This is a genomic window from Halorubrum sp. DM2 (genome assembly GCF_901686465.1).
Classification (GTDB): domain Archaea; phylum Halobacteriota; class Halobacteria; order Halobacteriales; family Haloferacaceae; genus Halorubrum.
On record NZ_LR594487.1, the window covers coordinates 1,870,376 to 1,889,477 of the forward strand.

At 70.7% G+C, this 19,102-nt stretch carries 16 protein-coding genes and 1 tRNA gene; 10 read left to right on the forward strand and 7 right to left on the reverse strand.

What is annotated here, in order from left to right:
• Positions 1–25 precede the first annotated feature (25 nt).
• Positions 26–880: a P-loop NTPase family protein gene (locus tag QOL69_RS09520; protein ID WP_283402972.1), complete on the reverse strand. Its 855-nt coding sequence runs from the start codon at positions 878–880 to the stop codon at positions 26–28.
• Between the two features lie 77 nt (positions 881–957).
• The gene (locus QOL69_RS09525) at positions 958–1,389 is read right to left on the reverse strand and encodes an HIT domain-containing protein (protein ID WP_283402973.1); all 432 of its coding nucleotides are present in this window, start codon (positions 1,387–1,389) and stop codon (positions 958–960) included.
• Positions 1,390–1,519: 130 nt separating this feature from the next.
• On the opposite strand from QOL69_RS09525, the gene QOL69_RS09530 reads away from it, so the two are divergent.
• The 4 genes from QOL69_RS09530 to QOL69_RS09545 all read left to right on the forward strand — a co-directional run bounded on the left by QOL69_RS09530 (position 1,520) and on the right by QOL69_RS09545 (position 5,952).
• Complete coding sequence (locus QOL69_RS09530) at positions 1,520–1,822, forward strand: DUF7091 family protein (RefSeq protein WP_283402974.1); 303 nt, start codon at positions 1,520–1,522, stop codon at positions 1,820–1,822.
• A gap of 81 nt (positions 1,823–1,903) precedes the next feature.
• Positions 1,904–3,097: a hypothetical protein gene (locus QOL69_RS09535; RefSeq protein ID WP_283402975.1), complete on the forward strand. Its 1,194-nt coding sequence runs from the start codon at positions 1,904–1,906 to the stop codon at positions 3,095–3,097.
• A 90-nt stretch (positions 3,098–3,187) separates the two neighbouring features.
• A complete protein-coding gene (locus QOL69_RS09540) occupies positions 3,188–5,074 on the forward strand; it encodes an ABC transporter substrate-binding protein (protein WP_283402976.1) in 1,887 nt (628 codons plus the stop codon).
• Positions 5,071–5,952, forward strand: coding sequence for a phosphatase PAP2 family protein (locus QOL69_RS09545; protein ID WP_283402977.1), 882 nt, complete (start codon positions 5,071–5,073; stop codon positions 5,950–5,952). The genes QOL69_RS09540 and QOL69_RS09545 overlap by 4 nt, the downstream gene beginning before the upstream one ends.
• A gap of 56 nt (positions 5,953–6,008) precedes the next feature.
• Here QOL69_RS09545 and QOL69_RS09550 read toward each other — a convergent pair whose 3' ends face one another.
• A complete protein-coding gene (locus tag QOL69_RS09550; RefSeq protein ID WP_283402978.1) occupies positions 6,009–6,665 on the reverse strand; it encodes a DsbA family oxidoreductase in 657 nt (218 codons plus the stop codon).
• Positions 6,666–6,826: 161 nt separating this feature from the next.
• Here QOL69_RS09550 and thiD point away from each other — a divergent pair, with 161 nt between their 5' ends.
• Entirely contained in the window at positions 6,827–7,684 is an 858-nt protein-coding gene (gene thiD / locus QOL69_RS09555) for a bifunctional hydroxymethylpyrimidine kinase/phosphomethylpyrimidine kinase (RefSeq protein WP_283402979.1), read from the forward strand.
• A gap of 364 nt (positions 7,685–8,048) precedes the next feature.
• On the opposite strand, the gene QOL69_RS09560 is transcribed toward thiD, so the two are convergent.
• The gene (locus QOL69_RS09560) at positions 8,049–8,846 is read right to left on the reverse strand and encodes a ZIP family metal transporter (protein WP_283402980.1); all 798 of its coding nucleotides are present in this window, start codon (positions 8,844–8,846) and stop codon (positions 8,049–8,051) included.
• A gap of 97 nt (positions 8,847–8,943) precedes the next feature.
• Between QOL69_RS09560 and mutS the strand changes: the two genes are divergently transcribed.
• The 3 genes from mutS (at position 8,944) to azf (ending at position 13,173) form a co-directional block, all read left to right on the forward strand.
• Positions 8,944–11,757, forward strand: a complete 2,814-nt coding sequence (gene mutS / locus QOL69_RS09565) for a DNA mismatch repair protein MutS (RefSeq protein WP_283402981.1) — start codon at positions 8,944–8,946, stop codon at positions 11,755–11,757.
• A gap of 49 nt (positions 11,758–11,806) precedes the next feature.
• Positions 11,807–12,157 carry a cell division protein SepF gene (sepF, locus tag QOL69_RS09570; protein WP_048077143.1) on the forward strand — a complete coding sequence of 117 codons (351 nt, stop codon included), beginning with the start codon at positions 11,807–11,809 and terminating at the stop codon, positions 12,155–12,157.
• 119 nt (positions 12,158–12,276) lie between these two features.
• Positions 12,277–13,173: an NAD-dependent glucose-6-phosphate dehydrogenase Azf gene (gene azf / locus QOL69_RS09575; RefSeq protein WP_283402982.1), complete on the forward strand. Its 897-nt coding sequence runs from the start codon at positions 12,277–12,279 to the stop codon at positions 13,171–13,173.
• Between the two features lie 41 nt (positions 13,174–13,214).
• Here azf and QOL69_RS09580 read toward each other — a convergent pair whose 3' ends face one another.
• Both QOL69_RS09580 and QOL69_RS09585 read right to left on the reverse strand, forming a co-directional pair.
• Positions 13,215–13,895 carry a hypothetical protein gene (locus QOL69_RS09580; RefSeq protein ID WP_283402983.1) on the reverse strand — a complete coding sequence of 227 codons (681 nt, stop codon included), beginning with the start codon at positions 13,893–13,895 and terminating at the stop codon, positions 13,215–13,217.
• A gap of 142 nt (positions 13,896–14,037) precedes the next feature.
• A complete protein-coding gene (locus tag QOL69_RS09585; RefSeq protein WP_283402984.1) occupies positions 14,038–14,316 on the reverse strand; it encodes a hypothetical protein in 279 nt (92 codons plus the stop codon).
• Between the two features lie 509 nt (positions 14,317–14,825).
• On the opposite strand from QOL69_RS09585, the gene QOL69_RS09590 reads away from it, so the two are divergent.
• Entirely contained in the window at positions 14,826–16,661 is a 1,836-nt protein-coding gene (locus tag QOL69_RS09590; RefSeq protein ID WP_079890612.1) for a cation:proton antiporter domain-containing protein, read from the forward strand.
• A gap of 629 nt (positions 16,662–17,290) precedes the next feature.
• On the opposite strand, the gene QOL69_RS09595 is transcribed toward QOL69_RS09590, so the two are convergent.
• A tRNA-Arg gene (locus QOL69_RS09595) sits at positions 17,291–17,363 on the reverse strand.
• A 250-nt stretch (positions 17,364–17,613) separates the two neighbouring features.
• Between QOL69_RS09595 and QOL69_RS09600 the strand changes: the two genes are divergently transcribed.
• Positions 17,614–19,101, forward strand: coding sequence for a single-stranded DNA binding protein (locus QOL69_RS09600; protein WP_283402985.1), 1,488 nt, complete (start codon positions 17,614–17,616; stop codon positions 19,099–19,101).
• Position 19,102 lies beyond the last annotated feature (1 nt).

A 19,102-nucleotide genomic window follows, 5' to 3' on the forward strand; every position in this document is an offset into this window, starting at 1 on the left:
CCGATTCCCCGTCTCGACTCCGCTTTCAGGACGTGATCCGATCTATCAGCCCCTGCTCCGGGAACTCCACGTCGAGCGACGCGTCGAACGCGGCCTCGTAGGCGACCGCGATCGCACGCGCGTACGCGTCTCCCCTCGATGCTGCGGTCGGGGCGGCCCTCACCTCGGGGTCGGTCGCCGGCACGCGGACGACGCCCGAACCGTTCCGTCCCGCGTCGTCGGCTGCGGGGTCGCCGTCCGTCTCGCCCGCGCCGGGGTGCTCGACCGCGAGCGTCGCGTCGAGGCTTCCCCCGACGTCGGCGATCCGGCCGCGGAGCCGCTGTGTCGCATCGCCGCCGTGCGCCGTCGCCGGCCTGACCGCGGCCGCGCGGTCGGCGCTCGTCGCGGCCGCGACCGCCTCGTTCGACCCCGCGGGCGCGGCGTCGACGACCACCGCGTCGTACGTCGTCGCCGCCTCGTCGATCCGCTGTTCCAGCTTCCGGGCGGCCTCCGCGGTCTTCGCCCGCGCGACGCGCTCGAAGGGTGCCCGCGCCGGCACCGCGTCGACGCGTCCCGAGAGGACCGGTCCGTCGCGGTCCCCGTCGCCGCCCCTGCTCTTGCCGCGCTCGCCGCCGGATCCGGACCGCGCGGCGTCGCGCGTCCCGGCGACCGGGTACGCCGCCGCCGACAGCGGCGCGTCCGTATCGTCGGTGAGGAGCGCGGTGAGGTCCGGATCGATCCGGCCGGCCACGTACTCGGAGAGCCCCTGCGTGGTGAACGCGGCGTCGACGACCGCGACGTCGTCGCCGCCGCGAGCGCCCATCGCCGCCAGCTCGACCGCGGTCCGCGTCGTTCCCGCGCCGCCGGTCGCCCCGACCAGCGCGAGCGTCGTCGCCTGCATGTTCCGGCGTCGCCGGAGCCGATTCTTAAAAAGAGCGAATCAGAGCGGCGGTCCGGTCAGGGACTCGGAAACCGCAATTAGCCGTCGATCGCGGCCGCGACCTCGTCGGCGACCGCGTCGAGTTCGTCGTCCGAGAGGGCCGGCCGCTCGCCCGCGACCGCGTGGATCGGTGCGCCGCCGTCGCCATCGAACCGCGGGACGACGTGAACGTGGACGTGGGGGACCTCCTGGCCCGCCGCCTCACCGTCGTTGACCCCGACGTTCGCGCCGTCCGCGTCGACCGCGTCTTGGATCCGCGGCGTGAGCGACGCGACCGCGTCGAACAGGTCGCTCGCGAGGGCGGCGTCGAGGTCGCCGACGTGCTGCGCGTGCGACTTCGGAATCACCAACGTGTGCCCGCGCGCGAGCGGGTTCGCGTCGAGGAACGCCAGCACGGCGTCGGTCTCGTACACGGTCCGGGCCGGGATCTCGCCGGCGACGATCGAACAGAAGATGCAGTCGTCGGACATACGCGGGGGATCGGCGGGGACTCGCATCAAGCTTTCCCGGCGGGCGGTGACGGCGTCCTCCGCGGTGTCCCGGGCGACTGCCTCCCCGTCCCGCCAACGGACCTATATCCGCCGCGCCGAAACGGGCGGCATGGACGACCGGCTCGAACGCGTCATCCGCCAGCAGCTCCGGAAGGCGGGAAAGCAGTTCGAGGAGGCCAAACGCGCATACGCCGAGGGGCGCGACGACCCCGACGGCGACGCGGCCGGCGCGGCGCGGTTCGACCTCCCGACCGACGACTCCGGGCGCGCCCGCATCGTCTGCCGACGCCACGCTGAGCGCCGGACCGTGCCGGTCGACGCCGAGGGGCGGCCCGCCTGCTTCGCGTCCGGCCACCCCGACTGCGAGGGCTGTGCCGAGGACGTCCGCGACGGCGTCGTCGAGACGTGGTGATCTTCCCCCCTCCCGAACCGCCGGCCCTGACGCGCTGAGACCACCCGAACACGTTTGTGTCCGGCGGTTCTCGTGGCCCGCATGAAGCGGGCTCGCGTCGTCGTCGCCCTCCTCGCCGTCGTCGGGGTCGGTCTCGTTCTCTCCGGGGTCTTCGCCGGAGCGAGCGAGGAGCCGGCCGTCGGCGACGTCGCCGACGACCGCCTCATCGCCGTCGACGGAGAGTACCGGCTCTGGCCGTACACGAGTCGGAGCCGGAGCGTCGAGGGGCGAACGCTCGCGATCAACGTGGTGTTCCACGCGGACGCGGCGACGACGCGGGCCGCCATCGAGGGCGATCCGACCGCGAACTGGGAGGAGACGGAGCCGGACGAGGCGGCTTCGACGGCCGACGACGACGATCAAGTCCGAGAGTTCGTCGCCCGCGACTGGCGGGACGCCCACAGCTCGCTCCGCTACTCGTACGTCGAGGGACCGAGCGGCGGCGCGTGGCTCACCGAGACGTTCGAACTCCACGACGGGGCGTACCTCGGGGTCCGCGACCACCTCCGCGCCTACGAGTCCCCGGACGGCAGTTACACCGCGATACAGGCCCACGAGGAGTACTACGACTGGTTCCGGCTCCGTCACACCGTGCCCGACATCGACGCGCCCGCGCTCCGGCTCGAATCCGAGTTCGTCGAGTCGGACCGCGCGACCGACGTCCGCCGCGAGTACCGCGGTATCGACGGCGGGCGCAGCGACGGCTGGCTCTCCGTGATCGAACTGGCGGCCGCGGCGGCGCTCGCCGGGGCGCTGCTCGGGCGGCGGACCCGCGAGACGGCGACCGACCTCGTCCGGCGGCTCCGCACCGATGTCGGCCGACACGCGACGGCGGCGACGCTGGGACTGGCGCTCGGCGCGGTCCTCGTCGGCGTCCGCGTCGCGGGCGTGACGCTGGAGGCGGCGTTACCGGGCGCGTCGCCGAAGGCCATCGCCGCGCCGCTGTACCTCGTCCTCGTGGTCGGGTTGCCCGCGCTGGTCGTCTGGCGCGCCCCGGGAACCGATCCGGCGGCCGCCGCGCTGGCCGTCGTCGTCGGTCTCGGCGGCGGCTTCCTCGCCGACTTCGCCGCGCTCGGGGTGGCGGTCCCGCCGGACCTCATCGTCCACCGGGTGGCGCTCCTCGCCGCGCTCGGCGTCGTCGCCATCGGACGGGCGGCCGCCGACCGGTCGGTCGTCGTCGCGGGGCTGGCGGCGTGGGCCGTCGGACTGGCGCTGCCGCTGATGAGCGTGATCTGATCCGCTCGCCCGCGCCGACGCCCCGCTCCGATCGCGGAGCCAGCACAGAAGAGATATACCGGACGCCTGAAAATAAGCGGAAACGAACGAATGCCCCGACCGATCAGTCGACGCGCGGCGCTTGCCGGACTCGGCCTCGCGGCCGCCAGCGCCGGCTGTCTCGGTCGCACGGAGAACATCGCGGGACGCGACCCCCACTCGCAGCTGACCCTCGAAATTAACACCACGCCGGCGGACGACGACCCCAACGGGATCCGCATCGCGAGACAGCTCGAAGAGCACCTGACCGCGGTCGGCGTCGACGTCCGACTTAACACCGTCGGCCAGACGGACCTCTGGCGGAAGGTGCTCATCAACCAGAACTTCGACCTTTACGTCGGGCAGTTCGTGGAGACGGAGCCGTTCGACGCGGACGCGCTGTACGGGCTGACCCACTCGAAGTTCATCGCCGAGTCCGGCTGGCAGAACCCGTACGGTCTCACGGAGATCGCGGTCGACGACGCGCTGGAGCGACAGCGCCGCGTCTCCGGGGACGAACGGACCGACGCTGTCGGGGCGCTTCAGGAGACGCTGTGTGAACTCCAGCCCTTCTCGGTCGTCGCGTTTCCCGACGCGCTCACCGCCGTCCGGGAGAATCGGTTCGAGGGGTGGACGGAGGACCGCCAGCCGCTCTCCGTCACCGGTCTCCTCGAACTCGACTCCGCGACCAACGGCTCGGCGGACGCCGACTCCGCGACCAACGGCTCGACGGACGCCAACGCGACGACCGAGGGCGCGGCCGATCCGGACGGCGGCACCCTCCGGCTCGTGACGACCGACGACCGCATCACGGAGAACTGGAACCCGATCGCGGCGGAGTACCGGAAGTACGGCACGTTCACCGGGCTGTTGTACGACCCGCTCGTTCGCGCGGACGACGAGTCCGTCGTCCCGTGGCTGGCGGCCGACTGGGAGCGCGTCGACGACGAGACTCTCGACGTTTCGCTCCGCGACGCCCGCTGGCACGACGGCGAGCCGGTGACGGCGACCGACGTCGCGTTCACCTACCGGTTCCTCCGCGACACGTCGCTGGGGAGCGTCGGGACGCCGGTCCCGACCCCGCGGTTTCGCGGCCGAAGCTCCCTCGTCGGCGACGAGCGGGCCCTCGACGACGCGACGGTCCGCCTCACCGTGCCCGATGTCAACGAGACGGTCGCCGCGCGGGCGCTTCAGGTGCCGATCCTCCCGAAACACGTCTGGTCGGAGCGGACCGACGCGGCGACGATAGCCGGCTTCGAACTCGACTTCGAGACTACGGAGGCGGTCGTCTCGAACAACCCCGACCCCGTCGGTAGCGGTCCGCTGCGCTTCGTCGAGGCGGAGGCCGGGGAGTCGGTCGTCTTCGAACGGAACCCCGACCACTTCCTCGTCCGCCCGGCGTCGGACGGCGAGTCGGCGGATTCGGGCGAGACGACGGACCCGCGGGCGGGAGTGCCGCCCCGCTACCGCGGGAAGCCGGCGTTCGACCGGCTCCGCATCGAGGTGCTGCCGTCGGACATCTCGGCCGTGGAGTCGGTCTCCGACGGACTTGCGGACGCGACCGTCTCCAACCTCGGTCCGGCGTCGGTCCCCCTGATCGGCCGCTCGACCGATGCTCGCCTCGTGAGCGGTCGGTCAGCGGCGTTCTACCACGTCGGCTACAACGTGCGGCGGAGCCCGCTGTCGAACCCCCGCTTCCGGTCGGTCGTCGCGCGGCTGATCGACAAGTCCGCGCTCGTCGCCGACGCCTTCGACGGGTACGCGCGGGCGGCGTCGTCCCCGCTCGCGGCGTCGCCGGCCACGGTCCCGGACTCGGTTGCGTGGGACGGCGACACCGACCCGGTCCACCCGTTCTTCGACGACGAGGGATCGCTGGACGTCGACGCCGCCAGAGCGACGCTGCGCGACATCGGGTACCGCTTCGACGAGGAGGGTCGGCTGCTCTCGCGGGGGCAATGACGCCGTTCCTGTCGGTTCTCACGTCGGTCGTGGCGTGGGTCGGGGCGATGCTGGCGGTCGCGAGCCTCGCGGTCGTCGGGCCCGTTCGGCTCCGCGCGGCGTGGAGCGGGATCCGCGCGCGGCTGTGGGACGCGCGCCGGGCCGGCGCGGTCCTCGTCGTGGTGCTGCTCGCTAGCGCCGTCGGCCGAAGCTCCCTACAGACCGTCTCCGAGCTGTTCGGGCTACAGGCGACGGCGCTCATCTACGCGCTGGAGGGCGGGTTCGTCGCGTGGATTCAGGCGACGTTCGCCGGGCCCACGCTGACCACGTACTTCTCGTGGGTGTACGTGTACGGGTACGCGTTCCTGCTCGCGTTCCCGGTGATCGCGTACCTCGCGCTCCAGCGGACGGTGACGCTCAGGCGCGTCCTCGTCGCGTACGCGCTCAACTACGGCATCGGGTTGGTGCTGTACACGGCCGTGTTCGCCCACGGTCCGCGAAACGTTATGCCGGAGATGGTGACGCCGCTGCTGTTCGCCAACCAGCCCGACGTGATGGCACTGACGAGTGAGGTGAACGTGAACTCGAACGTCTTTCCGTCACTTCACACCTCTCTCGCGGTCACTGTGGGGACGTTCGCGGTTCTGACCCGCGAGGAGTACCCGCGCTGGACGCCCCTCGGGGTCTGGCTCGCGCTGTCGGTCGTCGTCGCGACGATGTACCTCGGTATCCACTGGCTCACCGACGTGATCGCCGGCTTCGCGCTCGCGTTCGGCTCCGTCTCGCTCGCGTACCGCCTCGTGGACCCCCGCGACGCCGCCGAGCCGAGCGATACCGCCAAGTCGAGCGGCGATGCGGACGGGGAACGCCCCGGTTCAGAGACCGGTGCGGGCGACTGATCGGGCCGCCCGAAATCAGGGCGGACGGCCGGCCGGTACTTCCGATACCGCCGCGGTCAGACGCCTTCGACGAGTCGTTCGAGCTGCTCCGGCGGGACCGCGCCGCGGGCGGCGTGGCCGTCGTACGCGAACGTCGGGACGCCGGTGACTCCCTGCCGTCGCGCGGCGTCGAAGAGGTCCGTCACGCGCTCGCGGAGGTCGTCGTCCGCGAGCGCCTCGTCGACGACGGCGGCGTCGAGCCCGTCGATGTCGGCCGCGATCTCGGCGAGCACGTCGCGGTCGCCGATGTCGCGCCCGTCGATCCAGAGCGCGTCGAAGACGGCCTCGTCGAACGCGAGCCACGCGTCGGGCGCGGTCTCGCGCACGTGGACCGAGACGATCTGGGCGGGCAGCGAGTCGACGTCCGTGCGGAGCTCCTCGGTCATCTCCGCGTCGTACTCCTTCTGTAGGCGGCGGACGTTCTCTCTCGCCTGCTCGTAGTACTCGTCGTCTTTGCCGTCGTCGGCGTCGTGGTCGATCTCGCCGTCCGGACCGCGCTTGCCCGCCCGGAGGTCGAACGGGTGCCAGTCGATCGCGAGCGGCTCCTCGCGCGTCTCCTGATACCGCGCGAGCGACTGCCGCCCGAGGTAGCAGAACGGACAGACGTAATCGGAGTAGACGGTGATCGCGTCGGGTTCGTCGGTGCCGGATGCCGCGTCGGAGTCGGTTGCCATGCCCGCGCTACGTCGCGGAGCCGAAAAGGTCGTTCGGCAACGGAAGGTCCGGGATGCGGGAGGCCGGCCGATCCGCGAGGCCGGCCGATCCGCGAGACGCGACTCGTCGGGTCTCCCGCCGAATCACTACCAATTAATACAACCGCATTGTACAACCGCCTATGCCCGACTACGACCCGGTCGACCCGCCGATCGCGCTGACGATCGCCGGCAGCGACAGCGGCGGCGGGGCGGGGATTCAGGCCGACCTGTCCGCGATGACCGCGCACGGCGTCTTCGGGACCGCGGTGGTGACGGCGACGACCGCGCAGAACACCCGCGGCGTCGAGGACGTTCACCCCGTCCCTCCTGACCACGTCGCGAGCCAGTACGCGGCGGTCGCCGACGACTTCGACGTCGGCGCGATCAAGACGGGAATGTTGGCGACCGCCGAGATCGTCGAGACGGTGACCGACTCGGTCGCGGACGGCGGCGTCCCGCTCGTCGTCGACCCCGTGATGGTCGCGGCGACCGGCGACCGACTGCTCTCGCCCGCCGCCGAGGCGGCCTACGGGGACCTGATCGCGGCCGCGACGCTCGTGACGCCGAACGCCGACGAGGCGGCGGTCCTGACCGACGCGCCGGTCGAGACGCCGGGCGACGCGGAGGCGGCCGGGCGGGAACTCGTTGCGCTCGGCGCGGACGCGGCGCTGGTGAAGGGCGGCCACCTCGCGGGGACGACGGACGCGGACGGCGACGGGACGGGTGAGACCGTCATCGACACGCTCGTTCGTGCGGACAGCGACGGCGGAGGCGACCTCGTTGTCGACCGCTTCGAGTCGCCGCGGATCGACACCGACGCGACGCACGGCTCCGGCTGCGCGCTGTCGAGCGCGATCGCCGCGCGGCTGGCGCGCGGAGAACCGCTCCGCGAGGCGGTCGAGGCCGCGGTCGCGGAGATGAGCGAGGCGGTCCGGCGCGGCTACGACGTGGGTGAGGGTCCCGGCGCGGTGAATCCGACCGTGTTGGGCGGCGAGTGAGCGGTCGAGGCGATCGTGGTTGCCGTTGACGAAGCTCTCGTCGCTCGGCAATACGTCGTTGGAGCCAGCGAGAGTACCTCAACCACCGAGACAGCCGAAGCCCCAGCCGCGAGGACTCGCGCGGCTCGCTGCGCGCTTCGGTCGCTCACTTCGTTCGCTCCCTCCAGTGCTTGCTTCGCCGTGCTTCGCCCTCGCGGCTGCCCCTTCGAGCCCTACCCGCCCCGCACCGCACAGCACCTCACGCCTCCCCAGCCTCGTCGCTGGCGGTCTTCGCTTCGCTCGACCGCCACCGACTCCCTCGCGCGGTGCCGTTCGCGGTCGCCGGGGGCGACCGCTCACGGGCACGCGCCACCGCCTCGTTCAGCTATAGGTATGCCAGCGGAATCATGAGCGCGACGCCGAGCGCCATCCCGCCGACGAGGATCGGCTTCCCGCCGCGTGGGAGGTCGGCACCGGTTTCGAGCGCCTCGGGGACGAACTCCGAGAGGACGAGGTAGATCATCGCTCCGGCGGCGAAACCGAAACCGTACGGGAGGAACGCGCGGGCGTACCGCACGAACGCGAACGCGACCACGGCCCCGATCGGCTGCGGCAGGCTGGAGAAGACGGCCCACCACACCATCTTCCACTTCGAGACGCCCATCGCCCGCAGCGGGATCGAGATTGCGGTCCCCTCGGGGACGTTGTGGATCGAGATGGCGAGGGTCATGAACACCGCCAACAGCGGTACCGTGAAGCCGAACAGCACCGTCCCGCCCTCCAGTCCGAGGTCCGCGAAGGAGACGCCGACCGCGATCCCCTCCGGGAAGCTGTGGACCGTTAATACGCCGAGGATCAAGATTAGCTTCTTGAAGTCCGCCTCGGCGTACTCCTGCGGGTCGATCTCGGCGTCGGTCAGCACGTCGTGTGCCACGACGACGAGGACGACGCCCGCGAGCATCCCGACCGCGATCTCCACCGGCGTTCCCTCTGCCAGCCCCTCCTGAACGAGACCGAACAGTGACGCGGAGATCATGATCCCCGACGCGAACCCCCATAGTGCCACGTTCCCGCGGTCGCTGATCGTCTCGAAGAAGAAGAACGGCAGCGCGCCGATACCCGTCGCCAGCGCCGTGATCAGCCCGGCGACGAAGACGAAGAGGTAGGCGTCGAGCGCGACCATACGTCTCGGCGTTCGACGAGCAGTCACTTAGTGTCGGCGCGGGCCGGTCGCGTGACACCCGCAGGGTTTTACCCTCACACGGCGGGAGTACGGACATATGGCAACGGGGATCGTCGGGGAGTTCCTCGATCTCAAGGCGGAGACGGACGCGGATGTCCTCGCGATGCAGTGCGGCGACTTCTACGAGTTCTTCGCGGACGACGCCGAGCTGGTCGCCGACGAACTGGACCTTTCGATCTCGCAGAAGTCCTCGCACGGCTCGTCGTACCCGATGGCGGGCGTGCCGCTCTCGGAGCTGACGCCGTACGTGAACGCCTTAGTCGAGCGCGGCTACCGGGTCGCGGTCGCGGACCAGTACGACACCGACGACGGCGGCCACGCCCGCGAGATCGTCCGCGTCGTCACGCCGGGGACCGTCCTCGAAACGAGCGACGACGACGCGCGCTACCTCGCCGCGGTGGTCCGCGAGGAGGGCGCGACGGGTGGCGCGGCCGGCGCGGCGGGCGACGCCGCGGACGCCGACGGCCCCTACGGACTCGCGTTCGCCGACGTCACCACGGGCCGGTTCCTCGCCACGACGGTCGACGGCGGGAGCGATCTGCGCGCCGAACTCTACCGGTTCGACCCGGCGGAGGTGCTGCCCGGTCCCGCCGTCCGCAATGACGACGGCCTGCTCGGCGCGGTCCGCGAGGACCTCTCGGGGCGCGTGACCGCCTTCGACCCGGAGGCGTTCGCGCCGGGGCGCGCCGAACACGCGGTCCGCAAGCAGTTCGGCCGCGAGACGACCGACAGCGTCGGCCTCGACTCGGCGCTCGCGGTCCGGGCCGCGGGCGCGGTCCTCTCGTACGTCGAGGAGACCGGCGCGGGCGTGTTGGCCTCGATGACCCGCCTGACCGCCTACGGCGCGGACGACCGCGTCGACGTGGACGCGACGACGCAGCGCAACCTCGAGATCACGGAGACGATGCGGGGCGACGCCGACGGAACGCTCTTCGACACCGTCGACCACACCGTCACCGCCGCCGGCGGGCGGCTGCTCCGCGAGTGGCTCACCCGGCCGCGGCGCGACCGCGAGACGCTCACGGCTCGGCTCGACGCGGTCGAGGCGCTGTCGGCCGCGGCGCTCGCCCGCGACCGGGTCCGCGAGGTGCTCGGCGACGCGTACGACCTCGAACGGCTCGCGGCGCGGACGACGAGCGGAACCGCGGGCGCGCGGGAACTCCTCTCGGTCCGCGACACGCTCGCGCTGCTCCCGGCGCTTTCGGACGCGATCGAGGGAACCCCGCTCGCCGACTCGCCCGCGGCCGCCGTCCTCGACCGCGTCGACCGCGAGCGCGCGGCCGCCCTCCGCGCGGAACTCGACGAGGCGCTCGCGGAGGACCCCCCGAAGGCGAAGACCGGCGGCGGGCTGCTCAAGGAGGGGTACGACGACGAGCTGGACGAGCTGATCGAGCGCCACGAGTCGGTAAAATCGTGGCTCGACGGCCTCGCGGAGCGCGAGAAGCGGACGCACGGACTCAGCCACGTCACCGTCGACCGCAACAAGACCGACGGCTACTACATTCAGGTGGGCAAGTCCGTCGCGGATCAGGTCCCCGAGGGCTACCGCGAGATCAAGACGCTGAAGAACTCGAAGCGGTTCGTCACCGACGAGCTGGCCGAGAAGGAGCGGGAAGTCCTCAGGCTGGAGGAGGTCCGCGGCGAGCTGGAGTACGAGCTGTTCGAGGAGCTGCGCGAGCGCATCGCCGAGCGCGCCGAACTGCTTCAGGACGCCGGGCGGGCGGTCGCCGAGCTCGACGCGCTCGCCTCGCTGGCGACCCACGCCGCCCGTCGGGACTGGACGCGCCCGGAGCTGACCGAGGAGCGCCGGCTCGACGTCGAGGCCGGTCGCCACCCGGTCGTCGAGGGGACGACCGACTTCGTCCCGAACGACCTCCGGCTCGACGCGGAGCGCGAGTTCCTGATCGTCACCGGGCCGAACATGAGCGGGAAGTCGACGTACATGCGGCAGGCGGCGCTGATCCAACTGCTCGCGCAGGCCGGTTCGTTCGTCCCCGCCCGCGCCGCCGAGGTCGGGCTCGTCGACGGTATCTACACCCGGGTCGGCGCGCTCGACGAGCTGGCGCAGGGACGGTCGACGTTCATGGTCGAGATGCAGGAGCTGTCGAACATCCTCCACTCGGCGACCGACGAGTCGCTCGTCATCTTAGACGAGGTCGGCCGCGGCACCGCCACCTACGACGGCATCTCCATCGCGTGGGCGGCGACCGAGTACCTCCACAATCAGGTGCGCGCGCGGACCCTCTTCGCCACCCACTACCACGAGCTGACGACGCTCGCGGACCACCTCCCGCGCGTCGCGAACGTCCACGTCGCCGTCGACGAGCGCGACGGCGAGGTGACGTTCCTCCGCACCGTCCGCGACGGCCCGACGAACCGGTCGTACGGCGTCCACGTCGCCGACCTCGCCGGCGTCCCCGACCCCGTGGTCTCCCGCGCGGACGAGGTCCTCGACCGGCTCCGCGAGGAGAAGGCGATCGAGGCCCGCGGCGGGTCGCGGGGCGGCGACGGTTCGCCCCCGGGCGACGGCGCGGGCGGCGACACCCAGCAGGTCGTCTTCGACCTCTCGTCCGGGTCGTTCTCCGAGAGCGACGCCGGGATGACGGCGAATAACGCCGGAACGCCGGCTGGCGACGCGGCGGTCTCGGAGGGGAGCCCCGACGGGGTGGCTCCGGAGTCGCAGTCGGGCGGTTCCGGCGCGGCCGTGGAGACCGCGGCGGCCGCGGAAAGCGATCGGCTTGACCCTGAGACACGCGCCGTGATCGAGGAACTGGGCGATGTCGATGTCGCGGAGACGCCCCCGGTGGAACTGCTTTCGCGGGTTCAGGAGTGGCAGGAGCGGCTGGAATGAGGCTGCGTCTGACGTAAGAACTAATGTCTGACCTCGTCGTGTGGTGTGTATGGGCATCATGAGCAAGATCCTCGGCGGGGGTGGGAGCCGCTCCGTCGACGACTACGTCGAGCTCGACACGGACGACTTCGCCGACGCGCACGCGGAGACGGGCACACAGGTACACTTCGCCGAGATCGGCGACCAGAGCGATGTCATCCCGATCAAAGACGCCGTCTACGACGGGGACTTCGTCATCGCCGACATCACCCGCCACTCCACGTCGGACCGGACGATAGAACACGTCTACGACGAACTCCGGCAGGTGGTACAGGAGGTCGACGGCGACATCGTCCAGAAGGGCGACGACCAGATCATCGTCACCCCCACGGGCGTCAAGGTCTCGCGGCAGAAGCTGTAAGCACCGCCTTCCCGCGACCACCTCCGTTTGTCTTTCCGCCGTCCCGGCTTTCCGGCCGGATCCGGGCGCACCGGCCGAACCGTGTCATATATGGCGTTCTCCCGCCCACGTAGAGTCGAATGGACGAGCCGGTCCTGTTGACGGGTGCCGGGGGACGGGTGGGACAGGCCATCCTCCGCGGCATCGGCGACGACTACGAGTGGCGGCTCCTCGACCGGGAACCGCTCCCGGCCGCGAAGGTGCCCGCCGACGTTACTGACGCCGATCTACACGTCGCCGACATCACCGACGAGCGCGCCGTCCGTGAGGCGGTCGCCGACGTCGGCGCGGTGATCCACCTCGCGGGCGACCCCCGGAAGACAGCGCCGTGGGACTCCGTCCTCAGAAACAACATCGACGGCGCACAGGTCGTGATGCGCGCCGCCGCCGAGGCCGGCGTCGAGAAGTTCGTCTTCGCCTCCTCGAACCACGCCGTCGGCGGCTACGAGACCGACGAGCGGACCCCGAACCTGTACCGCGAGGACGACGACTACCGGCTTGACGGCACGGAACTCCCCCGCCCCGGCAACCTCTACGGCGTCTCGAAGGCGGCCGGCGAGTCGCTCGGGCGCTTCTACCACGATGAGTACGGGATGAGCGTCGTCTGCGTCCGCATCGGCAACCTCACCAAGAACCACCCGCCGCGCGAGTACGAGCGCGGACAGGCGATGTGGCTCTCACACCGCGACTGCGCGCACCTGTTCGACCGCTGTCTCCGGGCCGACTACGGCTACGAGGTCGTGTACGGCATCTCGGACAACGACCGCCGCTACTACTCGATCGAACGCGCCCGCGAGGCGCTCGGCTACGATCCGGCCGACAACTCCGCCGACTACACGTTCGAGGGCGAACCCAAACCGGACCGCGACTCCGACACTGACCGGGAGTCCGTCGACGACCCCGACGTGACGGGAGACGACGCGCCCGCCGAGCCGAATTTCCCCGCCGACCCAGACGCGCCGAGCGACGACGCCTGACCGACTCGGTCGGTCGTCGCCCGCGGTCCCGCTCCGACTCGTTAAAACAGTCCGTCGACGTCGCGCCGCTTCCGCTCCTCGATCGCCACGTGATCGGCCAGCCGCGCGGCCACCTGCGGCCGGGTGTCCGGCGTGTGGAGGTAGGCGAACAAGAGTTCCGCAAAGCGACTCCGCCCCGTCCCCCGCTCCGTTTCAGCGAGGTCGGCCGCGACCGCGAGCGCCTCGGCGTCGCCCGGCTCGCCCGCCCTCGCCAGCGCCGGAGCTGCGAGCCGAGCGGCGTCGAGCGACAGCCCGTCGAAGCCCGGCGCGTCGCCGTCGACGCGGACCCGCGGTGAACGACTCACGTCGGCGTCTTCCGGATCCGTCGCAAGTCGCTCCGCCCACTTCTGGACCGGGGCCAGCGTCACTCCGTGCGCGTCGGAGACGCCCTCAAGCGCGCCGACGGCGGTCTCCGCGCCGTTGACTGCCTTCGGGTCGCCGTCGACCACGCGCCGCGTCGCTGCCGCGGTCCCGGCCAGTCCCCGGAGCAGCCGATCGGCGTCGCCGCTCTCGCCGTCGGCCGACCCCGCCGCCGTCTCCCAGACGCCGCGCGCCGCGGAGAAGTACCTCTCGTTGAACAGTGCGGCACCCGCGGCGAGCGCGACCGCCGTGGACGGTCGCGCGGCCGGATCCGCGTCGTCGCGGGCTCGCCCGTCGTGACTACCGGAGTCGCGATCGGTCACGGTTCCCGCTCGGTGGCGACGAGTGATAAATAGCGAGTTCCGCGAGTGGAGGCGTCAGCGGGGGGAGGGGCGTCGCCGGGGACGATCAGTTCGACCGGCCGCGGCGCGTCGCGGCGGTGCCGTCCGGCCTGCGGTGCGCGCGTCAGGCCTCGCCGACGCTCGCGTCGTCGTTCGGCAGTCTGAGCGTCCGGCCGACCGCGTCCGGGTACCGTCGGTGGAGCGCCGCGCCGGCGACGCCGCCCAACAGCGCCGCGAGCGCGATCGCGGCCGCGACCGGGAACGAGAGGACCGCGACGGTCAACACCGGCAGCACCGCGAAGGCGACCGCAACGCCCGGGCTGGAGAGCGGCGTAGCCGGATGCGGGTTCGCGTACGGGTCGGGGCGGACTCTGCGTCTGGAGGGGTCGTGGTCTGTCGTCATCGTCGGTAGCGGATCGCCAGCGCGGGGGGTCGCGCTATAGAGGGAGCATTTCGGCCGCCGAGAACGGCATCTCGTGGGTCACGGCGGCGGAGCGACGCCGGGAAAGGGGACCGGCAGAAGACGGGGTCGCCTCGGCGGTCGAGCCGGCCGTCCCTGCGCGGGGGTCACGCGGCGACGGCACCGAGGCGAGCGGTGACCGCCCCGCGGATCCGTCTCCCGACGCTCCGGCGTGGGGCGAACGTCGGAATGGGGTCGCGGACGGTCATGGGTTCGTCCCGGCGGTGGGTACCGGCCGGGCGTGAGTTCACCGAGTACCGGAACCGAATTAATCGTTTCTCGTGTGTGCGGATCAATGGCGTGATCGGCTCGCCGCGTCGATCCGTCGCAGGCGAGCCGCCGCGTCGGTCCGTCCCACAAGCGAGCCGCCGCGTCGATCCCTCGACCGCACCAGTACACTAACGGAGGCGGAGTCTGTATCCATACTAGACGTGTCTAGTAGCCTGCTGCCGGTGATCGCGGCGATACTCGTGTCGGGGCTCGCGGTACAGCTGCTCGCTCACCGGCTGCGGGTGCCGAGCGTCATCTTCTACCTCGCGATCGGCGTGGTGTTAGGCCCGGAGGTGCTGGGACTCGTCACGCTGGAGACGTTCGGCGACGGACTGGAGATAATCGTCGGACTCAGTGTCGCCATCATCGTCTTCGAGGGGGCGTTCGCGCTTCAGATCGACCGGATCCGGCGCGCGTCGACGGTGTCGCTCCGCTTGGTGACGATAAGCGCCCTCGTGATGTTCCTCGGCACCGCGGCGGCGGTCCGCGTCTTCGCCGGCGGCACGTGGGAGATATCGCTGCTCATCGGCGCGCTGCTCGTGGCGACCGGGCCGACCGTTATCACCCCGATCCTCAACGTGGTCCGGGTGCGGGATCACGTTGCGACCGCGTTAGAGACTGAGGGGATCGTCAACGACGTGACCGCCGCGATCGTCGCGGTCGTGATATTCGAGACGCTGCTGCTCGACGACCTCGGCGTCCCCGCGACGGTGTTCTCCTTCCTCCAGCGGTTCGGCGTCGGGATCGCTGCGGGGCTGCTCGCCACCGTCGTCATCTACGTGCTCTTGGACAGCGACCTCGTCCCCGAACGCGACGTACAGGCGTCACAGTTCCTCGTGCTGGCGGCCGCGATCGGGTCGTTCGCGGCCGCCGAGGCGGTCGCCGCCGAGGCGGGAATCGCGGCGGCGGCGACGAGCGGAATCCTCCTCGGGAACCTCGGGCTGGACAACCGCGAGGAGATAGAGAGCTTCGCACAGAACACGACCACGATCGTCCTCTCGTTCGTGTTCATCTCGCTGGCCGCGCTGATCGACGTCGAGGCGATCGCCGGACTCGGCGTCGGCGTGATCGCGATCGTCGCCGTCATCATGCTCGTCTTGCGGCCGCTGGGGGCGTTCGTCGCGACCCTCGGCGTCGAGCGGTTCACCCGGCCCGAGCGGCTGTTCATCGCGAGCGTCGGACCGCGGGGGATCATCCCGGCGAGCGTGGCGACGCTGTTCGCCATCGAGCTGGAGCTCGCGGGCAGCGTCGCGGCCGGCGAACTGCTCGTCGGTACGGTGTTCGCGGTCATCTTCGCGACGGTCCTGATCGAGGCGGGGCTCGCGCGGCAGATCGGCGAGTTCCTCGGAGTGTCACCAATGCGCACGATAATCATCGGCGGGGGCCGGGTCGGCCAGGCGCTCGCCACGCGACTGGAGAACAGGGGCGAGTACGTCGTGGTCGTCGAGTCGGACCCGGAGGCCGTCGAGCGGGCGCGCTCGGAGGGGTTCACCGTCTACGAGGGCGACGGCAGTGACACGGAGACGCTCCGCGGCGTCAACATCGAGGACGCGAAGCGGTTCGTCACCACGACGACCGACGACGACATCAACCTCCTCGCGTGTCAGCTCGCGATCACAAAGTTCGATGTCGAATCCGTCTACTCGCGGGTGAACGACCCGGACAACGTCGACGCCTTCGACAGCATCGGCGTCAAGGGCATCGACGCCTCGACGGCGACCGCGGTGGCCATCGACGACGAGATCGAGCGGCCGGCGCTCACCCACTGGATGAACGAGCTCGGCGACAACCACGACGTTCAGGAGGTCGAGGTGACCTCTCAGAAACTCGCGGGCAAGACCATCCGAGACCTCAACGCGCAGATCCCCGACGGGACCTTCGTCGCCGTCGTGAGCCGCGACGGCGAGAACCACGTCCCCACCGCCGACAGCGTCCTCGAAATCGGCGACCACGTGACGTTCATCGGCGACACCGACGCGGTCCGTCGGGCGATGGACCGGTTCCACCCGCACGATTAAGACGTCGCTCGGGTGGTCTGGCCCGTCCGTTTCTAACTAGCCGTTGACGACGTAACGGTCGCTGAAGCCCCAGTCGCTCGGCTGTACGTAGCTGGTTTTCGCACAGTGCCGATCATCGAGACCGCTGAAGCCCCAGTCGCGAGGCGGGCGCACGCTCGCTGCGGTCCTCGTCACTCGCGCTGCTCGTTCCTGCGGTCCTTGCGTCGTCATCAGAACGCTTTGCGTTCTGATCGGCTCACGAGAGCTCTGCTCTCGTGAACGCCTGCGCCCGCCTCGCGACTGCCCCTTTGAGTCCCGCCCCGCACCGCCCAGCACAGCACCTCACGCCTCCCCAGCCTCGTCAGTCGCCACCGCTTCGCTCCGGCGACTGACTCCCTCGCGGGCGGTTCGCGGGTGCTATCGCACCCGCTCACCGGCGCGCCACCGATTCTTAAAGACTCATGTCTGTACCCGCATCGGGGACCCGACACCGTCTTTCCCGACAATCCCACGGCTCGTGCTGTTCAGAGCTTGGTGTGTCCGAAAACGTCCTGACGGAGTCCTACGCGAGCGGCGAAGCCGCGAGCGTAGGGCACGTCAGGACGTGAACGCGGCGGCTGTCGAACGAAGTGAGACAGCCGCAAAGTGAACGTCCTGACGGAGATTTGAACTCCGGTCCCTGGCTCCGCAAGCCAAGAGGATAGTCCACTACCCTACCAGGACTCATCTCTACGTATCGCGGTAGAACTTAAGACGGTTACGGTCCGGCGGCCGCGTGCCTGCGGTCCGCACGCATCCGCCGGCGCGGGATGAACACCTTTTGTACCGAGGGGACCCCATGAACGCCCATGAGACGCCTTCGAGCCGCGACCGCCGCCCGAGCCGGTCGCTCCGCCGGCCGTCCGGGACCCGGCACGAATCCCGGTCAACGGCAACGCTTATCCGCGAACTCGCCGACCACGGAGGTACGCGTATGGGAGCCATAGAGGAGGTGTACGAGGACCTCGACACCGACGTCGAGTTCGAGGAGTTCGAGGCTGCGGTCGAGGACAAGGTCGAGCAGATGGGCGGGCTGGCGGACGAGGAGACCGCCGCGATGCTCATCGCGCACGAGCTGCGCGACGAGGAGGCCGATACCATCGCCGACATCGAACCGGGAATGAACGAGGTGAAGTTCCTCGGGAAGGTGACCGCCATCGGCGAGATCCGGACCTTCGAGCGCGACGACGAGGAGGCCGAGGAGGGACGCGTCTGTAACGTCGACGTCGCGGACGCCTCCGGCTCCGTCCGGGTCGCGCTGTGGGACGACATGGCCGCGGCCGCGGAGGAGGAACTGGAAGTCGGACAGGTCCTCAGGGTGATGGGCCGCCCCAAGGAGGGGTACAGCGGCCTCGAAGTGAGCGCCGACAAGGTCGAACCCGACGAGGACGCCGAGGTGGACGTTCAGGTGCTCGACACCTACCAGGTCGAGGACCTCACGCTCGGCGCGTCCGACGTCGACCTCGTCGGGCAGGTGCTCGACACCGACTCGATCCGGACGTTCGACCGCGACGACGGCAGCGAAGGCCGGGTCGCCAACCTCACCGTCGGCGACGAGACGGGTCGCGTCCGCGTCACGCTGTGGGACGACAAGGCGGACCTCGCCGAGGAGTTCGAGGCCGGCGAGGTCGTTGAGGTCGGCGACGGCTACGTCCGAGAGCGCGACGGCGACCTGGAGCTTCACGTCGGCGACCGCGGCACCGTCGAGCGCGTCGACGAGGACGTCGAGTACGTCCCGGAGACGACCGACATCGCCGACCTCGAAATCGACCAGACGGTCGATATCGCCGGCGGCGTCATCGAGACGGATCCGAAGCGGACGTTCGACCGCGACGACGGCAGCGAGGGGCAGGTCCGCAACGTCCGGATCAAAGACGAGACGGGCGAGATCCGCGTCGCGCTGTGGGGCGACAAGGCCGACCGCGACATCGACCTCGCCGACCGCGTCGTCTTCACCGACGTCGAGATCCAGGACGGCTGGCAGGACGACTTAGAGGCGTCCGCGAACTGGCGCTCGACCGTCTCAGTCCTCGACGGGGAAAGTGAGGCGGCCGCGGCGAGCGCGACGACGGGATCCGGTGCCGACGGGAGCGGTGCCGGCGACGACCGCGGCGCGGACGAGACCGGGCTCGGTGCCTTCGCCGAGGACGGACAGAAGGCGGCCGCCGAGGCCGTCGCCGGGGAGTCCGGCGGCGACGACGGGAGCGGTCCGAGCGGCGGCGCTGCGGCCGCGACGACCGACCGGTCGGCCGCGGACGTCGAGTTCACCGGGACGGTGGTCCAGACGGGCGACCCCGTCGTGCTCGACGACGGAACGCAGACGAAGACCGTCGACACCGACGCGAGCCTTCGGCTCGGCGAGGAGATAACGGTCCGCGGTCCCGAGCGCGACGGCACCATCGACGCGGACGACGTCTTCTGAC

Excerpts from the sequence above, each read along its gene's own strand:
- QOL69_RS09520 (WP_283402972.1), bottom strand. The coding sequence starts at position 880 with ATGCAGGCGACGACGCTCGCGCTGGTCGGGGCGACCGGCGGCGCGGGA.
- QOL69_RS09525 (WP_283402973.1), bottom strand. The coding sequence starts at position 1,389 with ATGTCCGACGACTGCATCTTCTGTTCGATCGTCGCCGGCGAGATCCCG.
- QOL69_RS09530 (WP_283402974.1), top strand. The coding sequence starts at position 1,520 with ATGGACGACCGGCTCGAACGCGTCATCCGCCAGCAGCTCCGGAAGGCG.
- QOL69_RS09535 (WP_283402975.1), top strand. The coding sequence starts at position 1,904 with ATGAAGCGGGCTCGCGTCGTCGTCGCCCTCCTCGCCGTCGTCGGGGTC.
- QOL69_RS09540 (WP_283402976.1), top strand. The coding sequence starts at position 3,188 with ATGCCCCGACCGATCAGTCGACGCGCGGCGCTTGCCGGACTCGGCCTC.
- QOL69_RS09545 (WP_283402977.1), top strand. The coding sequence starts at position 5,071 with ATGACGCCGTTCCTGTCGGTTCTCACGTCGGTCGTGGCGTGGGTCGGG.
- QOL69_RS09550 (WP_283402978.1), bottom strand. The coding sequence starts at position 6,665 with ATGGCAACCGACTCCGACGCGGCATCCGGCACCGACGAACCCGACGCG.
- thiD (WP_283402979.1), top strand. The coding sequence starts at position 6,827 with ATGCCCGACTACGACCCGGTCGACCCGCCGATCGCGCTGACGATCGCC.
- QOL69_RS09560 (WP_283402980.1), bottom strand. The coding sequence starts at position 8,846 with ATGGTCGCGCTCGACGCCTACCTCTTCGTCTTCGTCGCCGGGCTGATC.
- mutS (WP_283402981.1), top strand. The coding sequence starts at position 8,944 with ATGGCAACGGGGATCGTCGGGGAGTTCCTCGATCTCAAGGCGGAGACG.
- sepF (WP_048077143.1), top strand. The coding sequence starts at position 11,807 with ATGGGCATCATGAGCAAGATCCTCGGCGGGGGTGGGAGCCGCTCCGTC.
- azf (WP_283402982.1), top strand. The coding sequence starts at position 12,277 with ATGGACGAGCCGGTCCTGTTGACGGGTGCCGGGGGACGGGTGGGACAG.
- QOL69_RS09585 (WP_283402984.1), bottom strand. The coding sequence starts at position 14,316 with ATGACGACAGACCACGACCCCTCCAGACGCAGAGTCCGCCCCGACCCG.
- QOL69_RS09600 (WP_283402985.1), top strand. The coding sequence starts at position 17,614 with ATGGGAGCCATAGAGGAGGTGTACGAGGACCTCGACACCGACGTCGAG.